At 59.6% G+C, this 21,146-nt stretch carries 16 protein-coding genes; 9 read left to right on the forward strand and 7 right to left on the reverse strand.

Annotated features, from left to right (window positions below; translation table 11 throughout):
• Positions 1-30 precede the first annotated feature (30 nt).
• Both A6U86_RS22000 and A6U86_RS22005 read left to right on the forward strand, forming a co-directional pair.
• Positions 31-450, forward strand: coding sequence for a thiol-disulfide oxidoreductase DCC family protein (locus A6U86_RS22000; RefSeq protein WP_068395241.1), 420 nt, complete (start codon positions 31-33; stop codon positions 448-450).
• A complete protein-coding gene (locus A6U86_RS22005) occupies positions 447-2,072 on the forward strand; it encodes an SDR family oxidoreductase (protein WP_068395243.1) in 1,626 nt (541 codons plus the stop codon). The genes A6U86_RS22000 and A6U86_RS22005 overlap by 4 nt, the downstream gene beginning before the upstream one ends.
• Positions 2,073-2,151: 79 nt before the next feature.
• Here the strand turns inward: A6U86_RS22005 and leuA are convergent, their stop codons facing one another.
• Positions 2,152-3,825, reverse strand: coding sequence for a 2-isopropylmalate synthase (leuA, locus tag A6U86_RS22010; RefSeq protein WP_068395245.1), 1,674 nt, complete (start codon positions 3,823-3,825; stop codon positions 2,152-2,154).
• A gap of 320 nt (positions 3,826-4,145) precedes the next feature.
• Between leuA and A6U86_RS22015 the strand changes: the two genes are divergently transcribed.
• Positions 4,146-4,907 carry a helix-turn-helix transcriptional regulator gene (locus A6U86_RS22015; protein WP_141683782.1) on the forward strand — a complete coding sequence of 254 codons (762 nt, stop codon included), beginning with the start codon at positions 4,146-4,148 and terminating at the stop codon, positions 4,905-4,907.
• A gap of 32 nt (positions 4,908-4,939) precedes the next feature.
• Here the strand turns inward: A6U86_RS22015 and A6U86_RS22020 are convergent, their stop codons facing one another.
• From A6U86_RS22020 to A6U86_RS22030, 3 genes are all read right to left on the reverse strand, one after another.
• Positions 4,940-5,491, reverse strand: coding sequence for a GNAT family N-acetyltransferase (locus tag A6U86_RS22020; RefSeq protein WP_068395249.1), 552 nt, complete (start codon positions 5,489-5,491; stop codon positions 4,940-4,942).
• Between the two features lie 9 nt (positions 5,492-5,500).
• A complete protein-coding gene (locus tag A6U86_RS22025) occupies positions 5,501-6,568 on the reverse strand; it encodes a serine hydrolase (RefSeq protein WP_083196940.1) in 1,068 nt (355 codons plus the stop codon).
• A 210-nt stretch (positions 6,569-6,778) separates the two neighbouring features.
• Entirely contained in the window at positions 6,779-8,581 is a 1,803-nt protein-coding gene (locus A6U86_RS22030; protein WP_068395251.1) for a diguanylate cyclase, read from the reverse strand.
• 621 nt (positions 8,582-9,202) lie between these two features.
• Here A6U86_RS22030 and A6U86_RS22035 point away from each other — a divergent pair.
• Genes A6U86_RS22035 through A6U86_RS22045 form a run of 3 tightly spaced genes read left to right on the forward strand, consistent with a single transcriptional unit; the run spans position 9,203 to position 12,170 of the window.
• Entirely contained in the window at positions 9,203-10,696 is a 1,494-nt protein-coding gene (locus tag A6U86_RS22035) for a CHASE3 domain-containing protein (protein ID WP_068395252.1), read from the forward strand.
• Complete coding sequence (locus tag A6U86_RS22040) at positions 10,693-11,139, forward strand: response regulator (protein ID WP_068395254.1); 447 nt, start codon at positions 10,693-10,695, stop codon at positions 11,137-11,139. Before A6U86_RS22035 ends, A6U86_RS22040 begins: the two co-directional genes overlap by 4 nt.
• Complete coding sequence (locus tag A6U86_RS22045; RefSeq protein WP_068395256.1) at positions 11,139-12,170, forward strand: sensor histidine kinase; 1,032 nt, start codon at positions 11,139-11,141, stop codon at positions 12,168-12,170. Before A6U86_RS22040 ends, A6U86_RS22045 begins: the two co-directional genes overlap by 1 nt.
• Positions 12,171-12,298: 128 nt before the next feature.
• Here the strand turns inward: A6U86_RS22045 and A6U86_RS22050 are convergent, their stop codons facing one another.
• The gene (locus tag A6U86_RS22050; protein ID WP_068395258.1) at positions 12,299-12,754 is read right to left on the reverse strand and encodes a PRC-barrel domain-containing protein; all 456 of its coding nucleotides are present in this window, start codon (positions 12,752-12,754) and stop codon (positions 12,299-12,301) included.
• 440 nt (positions 12,755-13,194) lie between these two features.
• Here A6U86_RS22050 and A6U86_RS22055 point away from each other — a divergent pair, with 440 nt between their 5' ends.
• The 3 genes from A6U86_RS22055 to A6U86_RS22065 are packed head-to-tail and all read left to right on the forward strand — an operon-like array spanning position 13,195 to position 16,455.
• The gene (locus tag A6U86_RS22055) at positions 13,195-14,691 is read left to right on the forward strand and encodes a DUF4153 domain-containing protein (RefSeq protein WP_068395260.1); all 1,497 of its coding nucleotides are present in this window, start codon (positions 13,195-13,197) and stop codon (positions 14,689-14,691) included.
• A 46-nt stretch (positions 14,692-14,737) separates the two neighbouring features.
• Positions 14,738-15,442, forward strand: coding sequence for a response regulator (locus A6U86_RS22060; RefSeq protein WP_068395263.1), 705 nt, complete (start codon positions 14,738-14,740; stop codon positions 15,440-15,442).
• The gene (locus A6U86_RS22065; protein WP_068395265.1) at positions 15,442-16,455 is read left to right on the forward strand and encodes a HAMP domain-containing sensor histidine kinase; all 1,014 of its coding nucleotides are present in this window, start codon (positions 15,442-15,444) and stop codon (positions 16,453-16,455) included. The genes A6U86_RS22060 and A6U86_RS22065 overlap by 1 nt, the downstream gene beginning before the upstream one ends.
• A gap of 138 nt (positions 16,456-16,593) precedes the next feature.
• Here the strand turns inward: A6U86_RS22065 and A6U86_RS22070 are convergent, their stop codons facing one another.
• Positions 16,594-17,508: a protein-L-isoaspartate O-methyltransferase gene (locus A6U86_RS22070; protein WP_244510052.1), complete on the reverse strand. Its 915-nt coding sequence runs from the start codon at positions 17,506-17,508 to the stop codon at positions 16,594-16,596.
• A gap of 169 nt (positions 17,509-17,677) precedes the next feature.
• Positions 17,678-21,073, reverse strand: a complete 3,396-nt coding sequence (locus A6U86_RS22075; protein WP_068395268.1) for an acyl-[ACP]--phospholipid O-acyltransferase — start codon at positions 21,071-21,073, stop codon at positions 17,678-17,680.
• Positions 21,074-21,146 lie beyond the last annotated feature (73 nt).

Here is a 21,146-nt window from a genome sequence, read left to right on the forward strand (position 1 = left end):
GAGAACTACCGCAGGAACTCCGACGCCCTCATGAGCGACAGCAATAGCAGCCAATATCAAGGCCCCATCATCGTATTCGATGCCATGTGTGTTCTCTGCTCGGCCAACGCCCAGTTCGTGCTCCGCCATGACCGCATCGGCCGCTTTCGTCTCGCCTCCATGCAGGATGAAACCGGAACCGGGCTTTATCGGCGTTTCGGCATCGACCCCGCCGATCCGGACAGCATGATCGTCGTTGACGGTGCGCAGGTGCTGCGAGACAGCGACGCGATACTTGGCATCTATGCCGGCCTCGGCTGGCCCTGGAAAGCATTCTCCCTGCTGCGCTTTGTCCCGAAGGGGCTACGCGATCCCGCCTATCGCTGGCTGGCCCGCAATCGCTACCGCATCTTCGGCAAGCGCGAGACCTGCTGGCTGCCGACGCCTGAGCAGGCGGACCGCATCCTTTGAAGAAAGTCCTCGTTCTCGGCGGCTATGGCGGCTTCGGTTCGCGCCTGTCACGACGGCTGGCCAGCGATGGTTTCGAGGTTCTGGTTGCCGGCCGAAATTCTGAGGCGGCAGAGGCCCTGGCCCGTCAGTTGCCGAATGCAACTGCACTGCGCGCCGACCGCAATGGTAACATGACGGCCATCCTCAACGAGCACAGGCCATTTCTGCTCGTCGATGCCGCAGGGCCATTTCAGCAGAGCGACTACCGGGTTGCAGAAGCCTGCATCGCTGCGGGTGTCCACTATATCGACCTCGCCGATGCCCGCGAATTCGTCGGCGCTATCGGCAAGCTTGATGAACGAGCCCGGGCGGCCGGGATCTGCATCATCTCAGGTGCATCAAGCGTGCCCGCTTTGTCCAGCGCCGTTGTCGCCGACCTCACTCACGACATGGACGAGATCCGTTCGATCGAGATGTCTATCGGCGCTTCCAACCGCGCAACGGCGGGGGTCTCGGTCGCATCCGCGATCTTGAGCTATGTCGGCAAGCCGGTGCGTGTGTGGCGCGGCCGGCGCTGGCAGGAAAAGACCGGCTGGCACATGCTAAAGCGGGAAACCTACGCCATTTCCGGGCGGCCGAGCTTGCAGCGACTGGTCGCGCTCGCCGACGTGCCGGATCACGATCTGCTGGTCAACCACGTAAAAGGACGGCCGAGCGTCATCTTCCGGGCCGGACCGGAATTTGCCTTCCAGACCTTGGCATTGTGGCTGCTATCCTGGCCGGTTACTTGGGGTTACATCGCATCGCTGCGCGGATTTGGGCGTCTCCTTCTGCCGCTTCAGGGTCTTACAGCGCGGTTAGGCACCGCACGTTCGGCTGTCACGATAGAGGCAAAAGGGATTGCGCACGGCGCGATGAAGGCCCGTCGCTGGACGTTGATTGCCGAGAATGGCGATGGCGTGGAAATCCCGACCCTTCCCGCGCAATTGCTGACGCGCGCCTTGCGAGACGGCCGGCTTTCGCCCGGCGCCCGGTATGCCGGCGGTCTCTCGCAGCTTGCCGAGTTCCGTGAACTGTTTCAGGCATTGGCCACCACCGACGAAACGAGGGAAATGTCCTATACCCCGCTTTATCGGCGCGTCATGGGTCAGACTTTCCCTCTCCTGTCGCAGCCGGTACGTGCCATGCATGAAGTCTTCGGCGACGGCGGGGCGGAGGGTGAAGCAGTCGTCAGCCGTGGGGCCTCCCTTGCCGCCCGCCTGGTCGCCAAACTGTTCGGATTTCCCCCAGAGGGAATTCATCCTCTGCATGTCTCCTTCGAGGAAGAGAGCGGCACCGAGTGCTGGACCCGCGACTTTTCGGGATTGCGTTTTTCCCGTTGCTTGAGCGAGGACAAGGGTCATCTCGTCGAGCGCTTCGGCCCGCTTCGCTTCGCATTCGATCTCCTCCCGCGCGGCAACGGGCTTAGCATGGAGATCCGCGGATGGTCATTTCTTGGCGTTCCTCTGCCGCTCTTTCTTGCGCCGCGCAGTACGGCCTATGAATGGTCGGAGAGCGATCGTTTCCACTTCGATGTCTCGATCGCCCTGCCTGTTCTCGGCTTGATCGTCCACTATCGCGGCTGGTTACAGCAAGTCGATTGATCCGGCACCTGCTACCGCTGCATGACGATTGCCGCTACCGGCCGGTTTCTCGATCGATAGCGAACGATGCCAATCGTCGTCACTCGGCCGCGCTTGCTGCGTTGAGGACCGCCTTGACCGTTGCCGTGGCAACGTCGTCGTCTATGCCGACGCCGAAGACCTGCCTGCCGTCCGGCCGGGCGCATTGGAGATAGGCGGCTGCCTTTGCGTCCGTCCCGCGACGAAGCGCGTGCTCCTGATAGTCGATGACGCTCAACTCCACGCCAAAGGCTTCAGCAAGCGCCGCCAGCACCGCTGAGACGAGACCATTGCCGCGACCTGCTATGGCAATCTCTCGATCCCGATGGCGGATGCGGCCGGTGAAGATGCGTTCCGACCCGGAGCCTCGGCGAAAACCGCCTTCATAATCCACAAGCGTGAAGCTGCCGGTATCATCGAGGCGATAGGCGCGGACGAATTCCGCCCAGATATCCTCGGCGGTCAGCTCCCGCTTGGTTTTATCGGCGAGAAGCTGCACGTGCCGGCTGAAATCGACCTGCATGGCGCGCGGCAATTTCAGGCCCTTGTCCTGTTCGATGACCCAGGCAATGCCGCCCTTGCCCGACTGGCTGTTGACGCGGATGACCGCTTCGTAGCTCTCGCCGATATCGGCGGGATCGACCGGCAGATAGGGCATTTCCCAAATGCCGTCGTTGCGGCGTTCGTGGGCGGCAAACCCTTTGCGGATGGCATCCTGGTGCGAGCCCGAGAAGGCCGTGTGCACCAATTCACCCGCATAGGGATGACGCGGATGAACGGGCAGGCCGTTGCAATATTCCACCGTGCCCACAACCTCGCGGATCGAAGGAAAATAAAGCTCGGGGTCGATGCCCTGCGTGTAGAGGTTCATCGCCAGCGTCACCAGATCGACATTTCCGGTGCGTTCGCCATTGCCGAAGAGGCAGCCCTCCACGCGGTCGGCGCCGGCAAGCAGGGCCTGTTCCGCAGAGGCCACCGCCGTGCCTCGGTCATTATGCGGATGGACGCTGATGACGACGGCGTCTCGGCGCGAGATATTGCGGCAAAACCATTCGATCTGGTCGGCATAGACGTTCGGCATCGCCACCTCGACCGTGGCGGGCAGGTTGAGGATGGCCGGGCGATCCACTGTCGGCTGCCAGACGTCGAGAACGCGCTCGCAAATCTCAAGCGCGAAATCCGGCTCGGTGAAGCAGAAGGTTTCAGGCGAATATTCGAAGGTCCAGTCGGTATCCGGCTGCTTGAGGCTCTCCTCCAGCATCGCTGTCACGCCGCTGACGGCGAGATCGACGATCTCGTGCCGCTCCATGCCGAAAACCACGCGGCGGAAGAGCGGCGCGGTGGCGTTGTAGAGATGAACGATGGCCTTGCGGGCGCCAATCAGGGATCCAAAGGTGCGGGCGATGAGATCGCTGCGTGACTGGGTCAGCACCTGGATCGCAACATCCTCGGGAATCCGATCTTCCTCGATCAAGGCGCGGACGAAATCGAACTCGATCTGCGAGGCCGACGGAAAAGCGACTTCGATTTCCTTGAAGCCGGAGGCGAGCAGCATGTCGTAGAAGCGCAGCTTGCGCTCGACATCCATCGGATTGGCAAGTGCCTGATTGCCATCGCGCAGATCCGTGGACAGCCAGCGCGGCGCCTTGGCGAGCCGTCTGCTCGGCCATTGCCGATCAGGCAATTCGATGGGTGAGATAAAGGGGCGATATTTGGTCTCGGGATTCTTCAACATGATCCGTTCCGTTGCGTGCTGGTATTTTGGGAAAAAGCGGACAGCAGCCTACGGTCGCCGGGATGCCGTCAGTCCCGACGACCGCCGCTAAGTCGCAGCGCAACGGAAACAAGCAGATTGGCAAGCGCGTCAGTCGAGCTTGCCTGCAAGTGCAAGGATGCAACGGCTGCCGGATGCAGCCTGTCGGAGCCATGCATATTGCGGGAAGAGATAAACACCTGACGAGAGATTCCTGCCTGAACGAATTCTAGGTTATCGTTCCCCGCCATGATATTCTCACGCGTATGGATCAATTATCGTCGCAAAAGGATCAGGCATATTTGCAGTCTGGTGTCAGCGTTACCGAAGACGTTGCCGTCATCGCGCATGATGATCACCATTTTTCCAGCCCCAGGCACAGCCACCATCGGGCGCAACTCCTCTACGCCGTTAGCGGCGTGATATCCTTGACGACGAGTAGCGGCACCTGGGTCGTCCCTCCAAGCCGCGCGGTCTGGCTGCCGCCGAACCTCGAACATGTCACCACAAGCCATACGAGCGTGCAATTTCGCTCGCTGCTGATCGACGCCGAGAGCGATGCGGCCCTGCCGAAAGACTGCATGGTGGTCGAGGTCACTCCACTGCTGCGCGAGCTTATCCTTCGGCTCGCCGAACTGGTGGGCCAACCCGACAGGCCGGAGATGGCGAACGGTGTTATCCGCCTGCTCCTCCTCGAACTGAGCTTCCTGCCGGCACAGCCGCTCAACCTGCCGATGCCGACGCATACGGCACTCGCCGAATTCTGCCATTGGATGCGCAAAGATCTTGCTCGCGAACTCTCCATCGAACAGGCAGCCCAGCAGCTTCATATGAGCCGGGCAACCTTCATGCGGCTGTTTCAACGCGAGACGGGATTGAGTTTCGGCAAATGGCGCCAGCAAGCCCGAATGCTGAAGGCGCTGGCATTATTGGCGGAAGAAAAAAGCGTTCTCGAGGTCGCCCTGGAATGCGGCTACGACAGCCCGAGTGCCTTCTCGGCGATGTTTCGGCGCTCCCTTGGGCGGTCGCCGCGAGACTATTTTCAATCCGCATTAACGGCCTGAACTCCCGGCACCATATTACTGGGAGGCAACCCCTATCGTTCGTCGGCAAGGCAACCGAACATACGAAAATCATGGAATGTCCCTTTGAACCACGCCTTCTGACGAAGCGTTCCCTCATATCGGAAGCCGGCCTTTTCGAGAACCCGATCGGATCCAACATTTCCCGGCAGCGTCCAGGCCTCGATACGGTTCAGCGAAAAATCTTCGAAACCGCATTGGACCACGGCCCGCGCCGCTTCGCTCATCAGTCCTTTGCCCCAGGATGAAGGATGTAGTTCATACCCAATTTCCGCCATTCTCGAATACCGGTTGATACTGTTGAAGCGGATGGCGCCGATCAGTCGTCCTGATACGCTTTCTTCCATGATCCACGCGCAGCCCTTCCCCTTCGACAAGGCCGTGCACATCCATTTCAACGATCGCTCCGCCTGAGGCTTCTTCGGTGCATCCGGCCAATTCGAAAACCGCGTGACTTCCGGGATCGAAAGCAGGTCGTGCCAGCCCTGGCAATCATCGGCGGTCGGCTCGCGCAGCCGCAAGCGATCGGTCGAGAGTGTGGGAAAGCTATCTTTGGACAAAGCCATGATACGGCTTCAAACCTCCCGGAAATTGGCAAGAATGATCTCGCGCCAGATCCGGGTGGGTGTAATCCACGCGTCCCATTCATTGTATTTGCCGGAATAGATGACGGCGGCTATATTCGCATCGGGCATCAGCCAAAGTCTTTGCCCGCCGTTTCCAAACCCGGCATACCATGGCCGTGCATCGGGAAAGGCCGGAGCCGGCGCATCGCCGCAAAACCAGAGCCTGCCATAGCTCAGACCATCTCCAGTTGGAATCGCCGGTGTCAGCGACTGTGTGATCCAGTCTTCGGAAATGATCCTTTGGCCGCGCCATATGCCCTTCTGCAGAACAAGCACCCCGATCTTCAGCAGATCGGGGGCAGTCAGACGCAGCCCCGACGCCGCGGAAGCCACCCCGTCATGTCCGGTAGACCAATGGAATGTCGCGATATCAAGCGGCTCGAACAAGGTTTCCCGTGCGAAATCGGGTAGGGATTTGCCGCTACCTCGCTCGATGATCGCCCCCACAAGCGCGACGCTGCCGCCGGAATAGATCCAGCTCGTTCCCGGCGGCTCAACGATCGGACGTTCGAGGACGAAACGATAACGATCCTCCGCCATTTCCATGGCGATTTCGCTGTTCAGGGGATCGGTATAGGGACGGTCCTCATCCCACTCCATTCCAAGCGTCATCGTGAGTGCATGTTCAATGGTGATCCTCGATCGATCGCCATCAGCACCGAGATCGGCATATTCGGGAAATTGCGCGAAAAGCGACGCTTCAGGCAGCGGTACCAATCCCTTATCCAGTGCGATGCCGTAGAGAAGGCTGACGACACTCTTGGTCACCGAGCGAAGATCATGAAGCGTCTGCGCGTCGAACGGGACATCGCCGAGCGGCGCACCCCAGTTTTCATCGCGACCGGTCGTATAATATTCCAGGAACACATGCTCCGAGCGAGCGGCAAGCACGACATGCAGGTCGCGCAGGAGGCCGGCTTCGATCCCGGCCAGAAGCTTGCGCCCGACTTCGGGATCGAGACCCAGTGCCTGAGGGGTCGTGCCGGCTGAGGGGGTTGCTGTGTGAGGTGTAGTCACGAAATCTCCACTCCCATTTCGCCATTACCGGCGCAACCGACCGATGCGCCTTTCAAGGCGCATTTATGCACCATCGAGAACAACGATATTTGACGCCTGCAGGGCTCCGGAACGAAGCACGGCAACGCTGCTTCGCATGCTGAATAAAACCCAGGGTTTTGCCAATACCCTACGGCGGGAAATAGAGCAGCCCCGGGGGAATGCGATGGGCTAGCCTCTTTTCAAGGCCTCTTGCGTTCCCATCGCAAAGGCCGCTACCGTCTGGTTGCGCCCGCTCAGCTTCGCCTTCAGCAGAGCGCCGTCGGCACGGTTGATCAAGGTCGTCGTCGGCCCTGAAATCGGAGAGGAAGCGACACCGACCGAGATGGAGAGAGGCCCGACAATGCGGCCACGATAGGAGAAGGGCGTGGTGAACACGCCGGTGCGGAGTTTCTCCGCCAGCCGGAAGCCCTCTTCATCCGCAATGTCGGTCGCAATCACCGTCAGTTCCTCCCCGCCGAACCTATAGGCCGTGCCGGTATCGCCAACCGTATCGGAGACGATCTGCGCGACATGGCGCAGCACTTCGTCGCCGGCATCGTGGCCGAACTCGTCATTGAAGCGCTTGAAGTGGTCGATGTCGATCATCATGCAGACGACGGTACGGGCGGACTGGTCGCGGTGCAGCGTGTTCAAAGCCTCGTCGAGGGAACGACGGTTGAAGAGACCGGTCAGTGCATCGCGCACCGCGAGGCTGGTCAGTTTATCCCGCAGCTGCAGATTGGCGATGGCAAGGCCGATGTTTTCGGCGATCAGCTCAAGGTAAAGCTGCGGCGCATCCACGGCGGTCGCATCCTTGGTGCGGTCTTCGAAATAGAGCAGGCCGATCGCTTCGCCGAGCGCGGTCAAGGGAACGCAGAGCCCCGGAATGCCCGCTTCATCCAGATGCTGGCACGAAATATCATTGTCCGCGACATGGCTGACATGCGGCCGTCCGCGACGCAGCCCCCAGCAGGCCGAGGCCGGAAAAGATGTTTCGGTGTGAGCCGGATCGAGCCACCGGCTGACCTCGGACAAGGCCGACCTGCTCTCGTTCATGGTATAGAGACAGCCGGCAATGCCAGGAAAGATCCGCGGCACGAAGAGGGCTACGACCTCGGCCAGCTCATTCTGGGCATAGCAGGCCTGGAGGCGGTGCATCATCTGCAAGATGAGATCCTTGGTCTGCAGATCCCGCTTGCGCTCGGCATCCAGCCGATTGCGCTCCAGCCCATTCTCGCGGAAGATCTGTATCGCATCGTTCATTTCGCCGATTTCGTCTCCCCGGCGATCATTGGGAACTTCGACGGTATAATCCTGCTTTGCCAGCCGATTGACGATCCCTGTCATGCGCACGAGCGGCAGGGCAACCCTGCGCCGAAGGATGAAGTAGAGGACCGCAAGAAATATCGCGGCGGTCAGAGCGAGCATCACCTTGGCGACATCGGCCCAAAGATCGCTGCGCGCCTGCGCGCTGCGCACGGCAGCCTCGGTGCGCGCGGTGGCCAGAGACCGAAACTGGGCGACAGCATTGAGCAAGGCCGTTTGGTTGCGCTCATGCTCGGGGCCGAACAGCGTCTCGCGGGCACTCGCCTGATTGCCGCCGGTATAGCTTGCGACAGCCGATCCCTCGATCTTGTCGAGCGCCTCTGCATTGGCGGCGACCTGCTCGACGACCTGAAGCTCACCATCGGGAATGCCAAGGTTGCGCAGGGCATTGATCGCGGTATCGCGGCGGCGCTCTTCGCCCTCATCGACCGTGAAGGCATCAAGATGCCTTGCATCGCCGCGCATGACATAGAGACGGGCTTCGTCCGTCATCTCCTCCGCTCCCAGCGCAAGCTCTTCGCCCATGCTGTTCAGCAGCAGGTGCTGCTCCACCGCTTGCCTTTCCTGGGTGGCGCTTCGCGCTGACAGAATGAAAGCCACGGCGGACAGCACGGTCAGGACCACGGTGATCCCGTAGGCCCAGTTCGTAATTGTCGTAATTCTCATATGCCGGCTTCCTCTGCGCCTTGTTCATGCATGCCTGAAGTGTCCGTCTCGTCGATCCCTCAGTTATGACATCTATATATCAGGATAAACCGTGAATGGGCCGCAGGGAAAGTTGTTCCCGGGTTCATATGGCGCGAGCCCCCTTGCAATCCTCGTTCCACGGACCGGTCGATGCACCACGAAGCGCGCGCAACGAAAAGAGATTGGCATGGCCTCCACTGACGAGAATCCCGGTCCCGGCTGAGGGGCCGACCCCGGGACTCCCGGCTGTCGTCAGGGGTGCGTACGACAGCACGGTCACCAAATCGATTTTCAGATCGGCAATCCATAGGCCGACCGGAAGCTGGAAAACACAAGCTTAAGTTCCACAAGTGACTGCCCCATTTTGGGACACCTGCAAGGCAGCGGCGATTATTACAAATTTCTTTTACAACGAAATCTGCGTTGGCTTGCTTAGCATTCTGCTCTGACTGCCCCAATTCAGCCAAAGGCAGTGACCGATGCCTCCTCTTTGCGCGGGATCGCAGCCAAAAACTTGCAATACGTCCCTTGATGTTGTGCTTTCTTTTAGCCATTTGTCGCGATACAAAACACCGCGTCGCACCGCGCGGATGGATATACATGAAATCGAATATGCATTTCTTGCGGTCGACGCTGTTGGCCTTGATCTTCGGGATCGCTGTGCTTGTCGTCATTGTCGGCTCATCCCTGTGGCTTGTGCAGCTCAATAGCGATTATTCATCCCGCACCACCGAATTGCGCAGGTTGCGCAGCTTCGCAGCCGATCTGCTCAGCACCATCCAGGATGCCGAGACCGGGCAGCGCGGTTACTTGCTGACCACCGACACGTCGTATCTGGCGCCCTATAACAAGGCCGTCGCCGAACTTCCCGCACGGCGCAGCAGATTGATGGAATCCGCTTCCGCCGATCCTGACTATGCCGGCAAATTGAAAGGCCTCGATCAAGCCATCGATCTCAAGATGGCCGAGCTGAAGACCGCCATCGATTCTGCCCAGCAAGGAAACATGGCCGACGCCGTCGCCCTGGTGAAAACCAACTCCGGCGAGCTCTACATGCACAACATCAGGAGCATACTCGGCGGCTTCCTGGCCACAATCGACGATCGCTTGCGCACGATCGTCTCCGACCAATTGTCCGCCGCCGGGAACCTTCGCTGGGTTACGATCTGCGGCGCCCTTGCGATCGTCATCGTGCTTGCCGGCGCGATTGCCATTATCTTCCAGCACATACGCGACCTTTCCCGGGCGCGGGAAGCGGTGCTGCGCCTCAACACGGGACTGGAAGAACGCGTGAACGAGCGAACACAGGACCTGATACGCGCCAACCAGGAGATTCAACGCTTCGCCTATATCGTCACGCATGATCTGCGCGCGCCGCTGGTCAACATCATGGGCTTCCTCAGCGAGTTGGAAAACTCGATGAAATCGCTGCGCGCCTATGTGCTTACAGACAAAAGCAAACCGGATGAAAACGATATTCGCGAGGCACGCCTGGCCGTCGAGGAGGATCTGCCCGAAGCTGTCGGCTTCATCCGTTCATCGACCCAGAAGATGGACTCGTTGATCAACGCGATATTGAAGATTTCCCGGGACGGGCGGCGGAAATTGCAGCCGGAGCGGATCGACCTCAAAAGCCTGCTCGATGCGACGGCCGCAAGTGTCCATCATCAGATTCTGGATGCCGGCGGCAAGGCTGAAATCTCCGTCCGGGCGGGCAATCTGGTGACCGACCGCTTCTCGCTCGAACAGATCGTCGGCAACCTGTTCGACAATGCAGTCAAATATCAGATGAAGGGCCGCCCTCTCGAGTTGAAAGTGGACGCCTATCAGGAGGGACGGGACAGGATCAGGATCGATGTGCGCGACAATGGCCGCGGCATCGCCAAGCAGGATCAGGAGCGCGTGTTCGAGCTGTTTCGCCGGGCGGGTGATCAGGATCAGGCCGGCGAAGGGATAGGTCTTGCCTATGTTCGTTCGCTTATCAGAAACCTCGGCGGTGATATCACCGTTGAATCGGATTTGGGGACAGGCAGCATTTTCAGGCTGGTGCTTCCGTCGGATCTCACAAAAATTACAAGGAGCATATCGGCATGAGAGCGACAGGTCAGGAAGTTACGATCGTCATGATCGAGGACGACGAAGGTCATGCGCGGCTGATTGAAAAGAACGTGCGTCGCGCCGGCGTCCACAACGAAATCATTCCGTTTACGCTCGGCAAGAAAGCGCTCAATTTTATCCTCGGCGAAGAGCGCGACGGTCTCGTCAATAAAGACCGACATCTCCTCATTCTCCTCGATCTCAATCTTCCCGACATGTCCGGCATCGATATCCTCGAACAGATCAAGGGGAACGAACACACCAAGTGTCTGCCGGTCGTGGTCCTGACGACCACCGATGACGAGCGGGAGATACAGAAATGCTATGATCTCGGCGCCAACGTCTACATCACCAAGCCTGTGGACTATGACGGCTTTGCGAACGCGATCCGAAATCTCGGGATGTTCTTCTCCGTGATCCAGGTACCTTCGGCATCCTGATGGCAAACGCGAAAATCCTCTATGTAGACGACGACCCTGCCCTTGCCCGCTTGGCGGAGCGCATCCTGTCGCGGAATGGATATCAGTTGCATCATGCACCATCGGTCGCCGCCGGCCTCGTGTCATTTGAACAGGAGGAATTCGACGCGGTTGTGCTGGATCACTATCTGCAGGACAGCACCGGACTTCATTTCCTCGAGACAATCGGTGAAAAGGCGCGCACGGTTCCCATCCTCTACGTGACGGGCTCCAGCGATGCGCAGATTGCGATCACGGCGCTGCGCAACGGCGCCACCGACTACGTCATGAAATCGTCGGCGGATGATTTTTTTCCGCTTCTTATCAGCACGCTGGATCAGGCGGTTGAGAACCATCGCCTGCGCCGGGCGAAGGAGGCCGGCGATCGGCAATTGCTTCTGGCCAAGGAGCGCGCCGAGCTTCTGCTTGCGGAGATGAACCATCGCATAGCCAACAGCCTGGCGCTCGTCTCGGCGATGATCCGCATGCAGATGCAGACCGTCAGCACCGAAGACACAAAGGCCGCACTGCTGGAAACCCAGAGCCGCATCTCCGCCATCGCCGGCGTCCATCGCAGCCTCTACACATCGGAGAACGATGGCGAGGTCGAATTCGATGCCTATCTGCGCTCGCTGATCAATGAGCTTTTGAGCACGACGCGCAGCAAGGATCAGAACATCGATGTGATCATGGAATTCGATCCGATGTTCGTAACGCCCAACAACGCTGTGTCGCTCGGCGTCATCGCGACCGAACTCGTGACGAATGCGATCAAATATGCCTTTCCAGGTAGGTCGGGCCACATCTGGATTACGCTCAAGGCCGAGGCGGAACGGGCCACTCTGAGCATACGAGATGACGGCATCGGCTTTGAACTCTCCGGCCGCGCCCAGGGAACCGGGCTCGGACGCAAGCTCATCAATGCGATGGCCACCCGGCTGGAGGGACATGTCGACTACGATGTCTCGAACGGGACGCATGTGACAACGAGCTGGAGCCGTCAAAGCGTCTGAGCTCGACATCAATCGAGGCCACACGCCCGCACAACAGAATCGGGCGGCCCTGCGACCGCCCAATATATTCATTCAGCCTGTTTGAGGATCATGTGAGGCGCCGCAAACTGCGGCGACATCCCTGAGGCCTATTTCATGATTTTCGAATAGTCGAGTTTCGGAGCCTTCGAAAGATCATCCTTGGTGGTGTCGACATAGGCCTTCCAGCTGCCATTTTCATTCGCCAGGGCGATGGAGGCAGGATCTATGACCACATAGCTCTCCCCGATGCCGAGAAAGCCGCCGACGCTGGCGACGACGCCGATGACGGACTTGCCGTCGCCGATCACCACATCGGAAACCGAGCCGATGGATTCATTCTGCTTGTTGTAGATCTTGGTGCCGATGAGTTTCGATGTCACAAGATCGGTATTGCGAATCTCGACATACTTCAAAGGCATGGTTGCGGCCGTTCCCATGGTGATGCCCGGTCCAGCAAGGATGGCATCCGCGCCGGTGGCCGCACTCTGCTGCGCCTGAGCGGCGCCTGCAATACCGGCAACAACGATTAGCGCAGTGGTTGCGGAAATGAACGCAAACTTCATGAAGACACTCCTGATTATAATTCTCGGCGGCGCGATCAAAATCAACCGCGCACTTCAAAAACGGATGATACTTCAAAAGGTTCCGTCCTTATTTCCTTGAGCACGACATTCGTGCCACTCAGGGCACACCTCATTGGCGAAAGAAAGCCTGACTTTGCGGCATGCAACCACAGGCTACAGGGCTTCGGCCGTCGCCGGCGTGCGATTTTCCTGAATAGCTGCTCGGGCACTGCACAGATTCTGCAAAGGCGCGCGCCATTGTCGCGCCATGAACAAGACACCCGGCAAATCCAGAGCCCCACCCGTTCGCCTGCCTCACAGTCTTCTCAAGGAAGGCTGGTGGCTGGTGGATCGTCATCGCACCCAAGCAGATCCACCCGCTCGAAGCGCGGAGATCATACCCTTCACAATCGCCGAACGAGATGAGAGAGCCGATATCCATGAGCGCCTCTGACATGCCCGCCGTGCCGACCAACCCAGCCCAATATTCCAACCGCAAACTCCTTATCCTGATCGCCCTCGTCGCCCTTGCCGATTTCCTCATTTTCAACAGGGCGCCAGGCCTCAATCTTTTCCTCCTGATCAATGCCATCGCCATCGGCCTGTTGATATGCTCCAGGAGACCATTGTCTCCTTCAAGGATCATCGGGCTTCTGGCTCTTTGCATTATCCTGTCGGCTCCGCTTCTCGAGACCACGTCGTGGATGGGCATCACCCTCAGCCTGCTCGGCATCACATGCGTCTCGCTTGCCACCACCGGGCTCTTCCCACGGCATTGGAGCCGCCTTCCAGTCGTTCTGCTTCGCTTTCTGCTGGATCTGCCGGTGCGGCCATTTCGCAGGGCGACCTATGGTCGGCTCCACCGTGCTCGGCTGCGTACTTCGAAACCGCTCTGGCACCATCTTCGCGGCTGGATTATGCCGCTCACCTTCGCGGTCGGTTTCATTGCCCTCTTCGCGATGGCCAATCCGCTGATCGACAAGGTGCTGCGCAGCTTCGATCTCACCTATCTGCTGCAATTCCTTGATCCCTGGCGCATCGCCTTCTGGCTCGTCGTCGCCACCTTCATGTCCGTGATGCTTCGCCCGCGCCTCAAACGCCTTGCCTGGCGCCGCCGCGAGCAGATCATCGATGCCACAAGATTTGAGAGTGAATTCTTCGGGCATGCGGCGCTGCTACGCTCGCTCGTCGTCTTCAATGCACTGTTTGCCGTGCAGACGCTGCTCGATCTCACCTATCTCTGGGGCGGCGTGAATCTGCCTGATGGCATGAGCCACGCCGAATACGCCCATCGCGGCGCCTATCCGCTGATGGTAACGGCACTCCTCGCCGCGGCCTTCGTACTCGCCGCCATGCGTCGCGGCGGACCGGGTGACAAGAGCACCCTCATTCGCGGCCTTGTGCATCTGTGGATCGGGCAAAACATCCTCCTTTGCCTCTCCTCCATCCTCAGGCTCGATCTCTATGTCGAATCCTATTCACTGACGGAACTACGGGTCGCGGCCGGTATCTGGATGGGTCTCGTCGCCATGGGTCTCTTTCTCATCCTCCTGCGCATCTTGTTGCGGCGCTCCAACGAATGGCTGGTGGCGCTCAGCATGGCGACGCTGGCCGTGACGCTTTATGCCACCGCCCTTGTCGACATTCCCGCCTTCATTGCCCGCTTCAATGTTGCCCATAGCCGGGAGGTATCGGGCGAAGGCATGCCACTCGACATCTATTATCTCTGGACGCTGGGGCCGCCCGCCATCCCGGCACTCGATGCCTTCATGGCCGCTGCCCCTGCAGAGGCAACGGAACGTATCGCTCTCGCCGGCAGGTTCCGCAACGAGCTTGCCTTGGCCGAGTGGGAGGGACAGAGCGACTGGAGAAGCTGGACTTTCCGCGCCACCCGTCTCGATCGTTACCTTTACGATCACCCCGCCCTTGCAAGATGAGGCTGAAACGAAGAAAAACAGGCGGTACAACTCAAATGGGCACGGCATGATCAAGCGCATCCTCGTCGTCGACGACGAACCCAATATCCGCGACGTGATCTGCTTCGCGCTCGATCGCGCCGGCATGGCGACGACGACGGCCCGCAACGGCGCGGAGGCCATGATGGCCTTTCACCGGGGCGGTATCGACCTGATCGTGCTCGATATCGGCATGCCCGAGATGGATGGGCTGGAGGTCTGCCGCCGGATCCGCAAGACATCCAATCTCCCGATCCTATTTCTCTCGGCGCGCGACGAAGAAATAGACCGGATCCTGGGCCTTGAGATCGGCGGCGACGATTACGTCACCAAACCCTTCAGCCCGCGTGAACTGGTGGCCCGGGTCAAGACCATCCTGAAACGGGCCGGGCATGGCGCCGGACCGGACATCAAGGAAGATTCCATATCCGCCGGCCTGCTGCGCCTCAATCGCGGCGGCCGGACCGCCACCTTCGCCGATGTGCCGCTGATTTTGACTGCGCTCGAATTCGCCATCCTCGATACGCTGCTGTCGCGTCCGGAGATCGTTTTCAACCGCGATCAGCTCATGGAAGCAGCCTACGGGGCGGATATGCAGGTTGCCGACCGCACCATAGACAGCCATATCCGCAATATCCGCGCCAAGCTTTCGGCAGCCGGCGGCAAGGGCATTATCGCCACGGTCCATGGCATCGGCTTCAAGCTGACATCCGGCATGGAAGGGAGCGCGTGATGCGCACGCCCCAGGTGAGGCCGAAGTGGAGGCCGCCGCTCTACCTCATCGTCTATGCGGTGCTGCTGACCGTGATGACGCTACCCGTGCTGACCGTCATCTGGTTTCGCGCGGTGCGGGTCGCATCCGGCGCGATTGCCCCGGCGGAAATCGCTACCCTGGCCGTCGTCCTGATCCTGACCCTCGTGGTCGCCTACGTACTGACCCGTACCCTGACCGTTCCGATCAATGCCCTGATCGCCCGGACCGACGAAATCGCGCGGGGCGAAAGAGCTGCGATCCGGCCGCTCGACAGCTACGGCACGCGGGAGGTTGCAACCCTCTCGCAGAGCTTCCTCGATCTTGCCGACAAGCTGGTCGATCATTCCGACTATGTCCGCTCCTTCGCCGCACATGTCTCCCACGAGCTGAAATCGCCCCTCACCTCGATCAAGGGCGCGGCAGAACTTCTGCGCGACGATGACGACGACAATCCGATGAGCCAGGCGCAGCGCAATCACTTCCTCGCCAATATCATCGCGGATACCGAACGCCTGGATATGCTGCTGTCACGCCTGCGTGATCTGGCAAAGGCCGAATTGCCGTCCGAGCCGGGCCTCAGCAACATGACTGATATCATCGGGCATTTGGCCGCAAGTTTCCGACAGTTGACCATCATCGGGGACGACGGCACGGACGCGAACATCGCACTGCCCGGCGAAGTCGCCGGCATCGTCTTTGCCAACCTTGCGGAAAATGCCTTTCAAAACGGCGCGACCGCTCTCAGGATCAACACCACGACCGATGGGCGCCGGACCACCATCCAGATCCGCGACAACGGCTCCGGCATTGCCGAAAGCAATCGAGAGCGCATCTTCGAGCCCTTCTTTTCGACGCGCCGCGAACAAGGTGGCACCGGCATGGGCCTCGGCATCGTCAGGGCGATGATCGCTTCACATGGCGGGACCATCGAACTGTCTGACAGCAACACGGACGGCACGACGTTTCAGATCATCCTGCCGCATGTCTCGTAACGCTTGAACCATCTATACAAAAAGGGGCTGTGGGTTGCCCCCCAACCCAAATCTGGAATACTTCCTACCGTAAATATCTGTCGCGAGAATCTGACTTTTGCACCTTGTTTTTGCGACCGAACTTCTCAGAAAATCAGTCTAAGCATAGGCTAGGCACCAGCCTAGACCGCGAAGCCAATATTGCTCAGTCGGCAGCTCATCACTGCGATATAGCCGAGTCACCCTCTTATGCTCGCCGCTCTCGAATGCCGCCGCAAGCGCCCTTTCCGACTCCGCGTCGCGCATTCCTTCGCAAGGGAAGATAGCCACTGGCGAAATCCATTGCGCGTGGAATTCCTCACCCTTGCGCGTCACCAGGAATACCGCTCCTCGAAGGTGCATGTTGCTCCAATTGCTGCTGGTGAATCCAAGATCGGTCGTAAGCGGAAGAACCAGCCTTCCGCCGTCCTTGAGCCGGTCAAGCCAGATGTCCGCTGGTCGGGTTGCCCCAGCATTCACATAGATCACATCGGCTGCATTGAAAGCCACGGAGCTACCATCGCCCTGAACCACGGAAGCGTTCCGATAGGGAGTAAGATTTGCTTTCGCTCGCGCAGCAAGTTCAGGCTCGAACTCGATCGCAGTCACTTTGCCAGCGGCGGCAACGAGATTCGCCATGATCGCGGAATAATAGCCGGTACCAGCCCCAACATGTACGATATGTTCACCTGCTCGCGGTGCAGCTTGCGCAAGCAGGAAGGCATGAAGTGACGGCTGCCCATTGTTGATGCGGCGCTCCGGGACGATACCAACGATGTCATCTGTGTAAAGGTAGACCGGATCGGCGGTCGGGGTTGGAACATAGGCTTTCCGCATTCGGAAGATCGGCCAGGGACCGGGACCAAGGAAATCTTCTCGCGGCACTTCGGCGAAAGCTGTTTCAATGCGCTCATCGACAATTCTAACAGCCGCTATGATCTGCTTCGCATAAGCTCGGCGCACGATCTTCAATTCGTTTGGTGTCATCAGCAGAACCAGCTCTAGTGAATAGTTTCCCGTCGCGAAAACGAGCATTCTGCCACAGTATAGTGGGCAGAATGCTTCAGGAAGATATTGCCGGCAAGATAAACCGCCTAGACTGGCGCGCCGCAGGTTGACCCGGCACTAATACATGCCTGGATTCCGCATTTCAGCTAGGGGCTGTGGATTGATCCACCGCCCCCTTTTGTTCAGTCATGAAACCTTAGGCCGCTTGCGACTCGGAGACACCTTCCAGCGCCATGGCCCGCGCCGTGACGAAATCGATCTTGCCGGAGCCGAGAACAGGCACCTTGCCGACAGTGACTTCGGCCGGGACCATCATCTCGGTTGCACCCTTCGCCTTGGCAAAGGCCAGGAAGTCGCTTCGCGTGGCATTCGGCTGATCGGTGAGGAGAACGATGCGTTCGCCCTTCTTCGCATCGGGTATGGAGGAAACAACGCTGAGCGCGCCGGGCCAGAGCTGGGCGGCGAGCGTCTCGATTGCCGCAAGCGAGATCATTTCACCGCCGATCTTGGCAAAGCGCTTGGCACGACCGCGGATCTTCACGAAACCATCCTCATCGATGGTGACGATATCGCCGGTATCGTGCCAGCCGTCCGGCAGCGGTTCGAGAACGCCGGGATTGTCGGCGCGCAGGTAGCCGGCCATCACATTGGCGCCACGGATCAGAAGACGTCCACCCTCATCGATGCCGGCAACCGGCTCGAGCTTCCATTCCATGCCCGGCATGATCTTGCCGACCGTTCCCGAGCGGTTGTACATCGGCGTATTCAAAGAGATCACAGGAGCGGCCTCGGTCACACCATAGCCCTCAAGGATGCGCAGACCGAACTTCTCCATATAGACCTCGCGGGTCGAGGCTTTCACCGGTTCGGCACCGGAGAAGATATAGCGGATCGATCTCAGATCATACGGATGAGCGCTGCGGGCATAGCCGTTCAGGAACGTATCCGTGCCGAAAACGATGGTGGCATTCGAGACGTAGATCAGCTCCGGCACGATGCGATAGTGCAGCGGCGACGGATAGAGGAAGATCGGCACGCCCGAGACCAGCGGCAGGATGGTACCCGCCGTCAGGCCGAAGGAGTGGAACATCGGCAGGATGTTGAACACCTTGTCGCCCGGATGGAAATCGATGCGCGAGGCGGCCTGGGCGGCGTTCGACAGGATGTTGCGGTGCGTCAGCACCACGCCCTTCGGCGCACCTTCCGAACCAGAGGTGAAGAGGATCACCGCCGTATCGTCAGCCTTGCGCTTGACCAGCGGCCGGTATTTGCGGAGGAGGCCGAAGATCTTGTCAACCAGGGTGATCTGCGTGCGCAGCTCATCCAGCCAGACGAACTTGACCTGCTTCTCAAGCTCTTCGACAACGGGGCCAAGCTTGGCCTGCGTAACGAATGCGCGCGAGCACAGGACATGTTTGACCTCGGCGGTCTTGCAGGCGGACAGGATGTTCGCAGCACCCGCCGTGAAATTCAGCATGGCCGGCACCTTGCCCGCAGACATGACGCCGAGGACGGTCGCCGCCGTGCCGTTGGCGTTCGGCAGCATGACACCAAGGGTCTTGTCAGCCGGGAACATCTTCTTGAATTTCGCGCCCAGCACGGCTGCACCGGTCAGCAGCTTGGCATAGGAGAGCTTGCCGGAAAGCGGATCTTCCACGGCGAGTTTCTTGCCGCCATATTCATGGGCGCTTTCGATGACACGTCCAAGCACCGTGTTGTCGGTATCCGCCGTGCGGAAAATCAGCGACGACATGATCTGATAGAGTGCTGCACCAGCTGCGATGCGCCGCTTGCGGCCCTTCAATTCGGGGGAAACGTCGAGCTTCACGGGCTCAAGGATCGTCACCTTGACCTTGGGGAAGAGACGGCGGCGGACATGGCTCGACGTCAGATAAGAGGCATAGCTCTTTTCCAACCCGTCGATGCGAACCGGCACGATCATGGCGCCGGTTTTGTCGGCAACCATGGCAGCGCCATCATAGACCTTCATCAGCGTGCCGGTGACCGTCAGGCGTCCCTCTGGGAAGATGCCCACAGGGCTGCCGTCCTGGATGACCTTGATCAGCGAACGCGTTGCCATCGGCTTGGTCGGATCGAGCGGCAGGAACTTGCACCGCTTCAGCAGGGGACGCACCCACCACTTCTTGGCAAAGGCATAGTCGATGGCAAAGACCGGCTCTTCCTCGGTGATGGCCAGCGCCAGCGCGCCGTCGAGCAGGCTGACGTGATTAAGCGCAATGATCGGCGCCGGGCCGGCCTTACGGATATTTTCCAGGCCCTCGACTTCCAGTCGCATGAAGGCGCGGAAGATGATGGAGATGAGGTCGCGGAAGGCATTGGTCGGCAGCGTCTCCAGCATCAGCCAGGCAACAGCCACGTTCAGCACGGAAATGCTCAGGATGATGATCGGGATCGACAGGCCAATGGCCTGCAGCACGGCCACCAGCGCCAGACCGACTGCTATGAACAGAGCCGACAGCACGTTGGCCGCGCCGATGACGCGGGCGCGCCGGTCTTCGTTTGCCCAGCTCTGCATGGCCGCAAAGGTGGGAACGGCGAGGAATGCACCACCGATGGCCATGCCGGCAAGATCGATCGCAACGCGGATGGTCTTCGGCCCCTCGAAGAAGGCGAGAATGGATTCGGCATGCGAGACCGACTGGAGGCCCCAGAGGTTCCAGGCGAGGTCCAGACCAAAAAGCGCGACAATCAGCATGCCGATCGGAGCCGGCAGAAGCACGATGCGGCCGGCGGCCATCCAGCCGGCGATGGCCGAGCCGATCGCGACGGAGATCGCGAAGATCGCCAGATAGGCGGGCACGACGATTTCCGAGCCGCCGAGAATGTCGGTGACCATGATCGGCAGCATCGACATGATGAAAGCACCGACGAACCAGAACCAGCAATTCATCAGCGACGCACGCCAGATGCGGCTGTCGGCGCGGAGTTCGTTGACCAGCCGATAGCTGGAACGAACAACATTCTTATCGACGACAAGATCGGGCGCCTTGGAGCCGGTCGAGGGGATCATGCGGGCGGAAAACCAGCAAAGGATGGAAAGCCCCATCATCATCGGTCCGAAGATCCAGACATTCTCGCCCTCGCGGAAAGCGACGGCTGCAATCATCGTGCCGGTCAGAATGGCGATGAAGGTGCCGCCCTCGATCCAGGCGTTTGCCTTGGGAAGATCCCTGCTTTCAAGATGGTCCGGCAGGATGCCGTATTTGATCGGCCCGAACAGCGAGGAGATGACGCCGAAGCCGAAAAGGGCGAGCATCAGGATCCAGATGGACGAGAAGCCGATACCGACGACCGAGATGGCTGCGACAATAAGCTCGCAGCGCTTCAGAAGCTCGGCCATCTTGGCCTTGTCGTATTTGTCGGCAAGCTCGCCGGCAACTGCCGAAAGCAGTAGGAACGGCACGATGAAGATGCCGCCTGCGAGCGTCACCAGCGCGGCGCCCTGGGCTGCCATCTGCGCAAGAATGACGAAAATCAAAGTCTGCTTGAGAAAATTATCGTTAAAAGCGGTGAGGAACTGCGTCCAAAACAGCGGCGCGAATTTCCTCGATCTCATCAAATGGGTTTGCATGACGTTCCCCTCGTTCAGTGAACAAGACGCCACAGAGTGGTTACGCAAAGGTTGAGCGCGAACACAACTCTAT

It is taken from the genome of Rhizobium sp. AC27/96, from assembly GCF_001692325.1.
Taxonomy (GTDB): domain Bacteria; phylum Pseudomonadota; class Alphaproteobacteria; order Rhizobiales; family Rhizobiaceae; genus Rhizobium.

What these genes read in the sequence shown, in the direction of transcription:
- A6U86_RS22070 (WP_244510052.1), bottom strand. Translation starts at nt 17,508, where the DNA reads ATGCTCGTTTTCGCGACGGGAAACTATTCACTAGAGCTGGTTCTGCTG.
- A6U86_RS22040 (WP_068395254.1), top strand. Translation starts at nt 10,693, where the DNA reads ATGAGAGCGACAGGTCAGGAAGTTACGATCGTCATGATCGAGGACGAC.
- A6U86_RS22050 (WP_068395258.1), bottom strand. Translation starts at nt 12,754, where the DNA reads ATGAAGTTTGCGTTCATTTCCGCAACCACTGCGCTAATCGTTGTTGCC.
- A6U86_RS22055 (WP_068395260.1), top strand. Translation starts at nt 13,195, where the DNA reads ATGAGCGCCTCTGACATGCCCGCCGTGCCGACCAACCCAGCCCAATAT.
- A6U86_RS22075 (WP_068395268.1), bottom strand. Translation starts at nt 21,073, where the DNA reads ATGCAAACCCATTTGATGAGATCGAGGAAATTCGCGCCGCTGTTTTGG.
- A6U86_RS22065 (WP_068395265.1), top strand. Translation starts at nt 15,442, where the DNA reads ATGCGCACGCCCCAGGTGAGGCCGAAGTGGAGGCCGCCGCTCTACCTC.
- leuA (WP_068395245.1), bottom strand. Translation starts at nt 3,825, where the DNA reads ATGTTGAAGAATCCCGAGACCAAATATCGCCCCTTTATCTCACCCATC.
- A6U86_RS22060 (WP_068395263.1), top strand. Translation starts at nt 14,738, where the DNA reads ATGATCAAGCGCATCCTCGTCGTCGACGACGAACCCAATATCCGCGAC.
- A6U86_RS22045 (WP_068395256.1), top strand. Translation starts at nt 11,139, where the DNA reads ATGGCAAACGCGAAAATCCTCTATGTAGACGACGACCCTGCCCTTGCC.
- A6U86_RS22000 (WP_068395241.1), top strand. Translation starts at nt 31, where the DNA reads ATGAGCGACAGCAATAGCAGCCAATATCAAGGCCCCATCATCGTATTC.
- A6U86_RS22030 (WP_068395251.1), bottom strand. Translation starts at nt 8,581, where the DNA reads ATGAGAATTACGACAATTACGAACTGGGCCTACGGGATCACCGTGGTC.
- A6U86_RS22035 (WP_068395252.1), top strand. Translation starts at nt 9,203, where the DNA reads ATGAAATCGAATATGCATTTCTTGCGGTCGACGCTGTTGGCCTTGATC.
- A6U86_RS22020 (WP_068395249.1), bottom strand. Translation starts at nt 5,491, where the DNA reads ATGGCTTTGTCCAAAGATAGCTTTCCCACACTCTCGACCGATCGCTTG.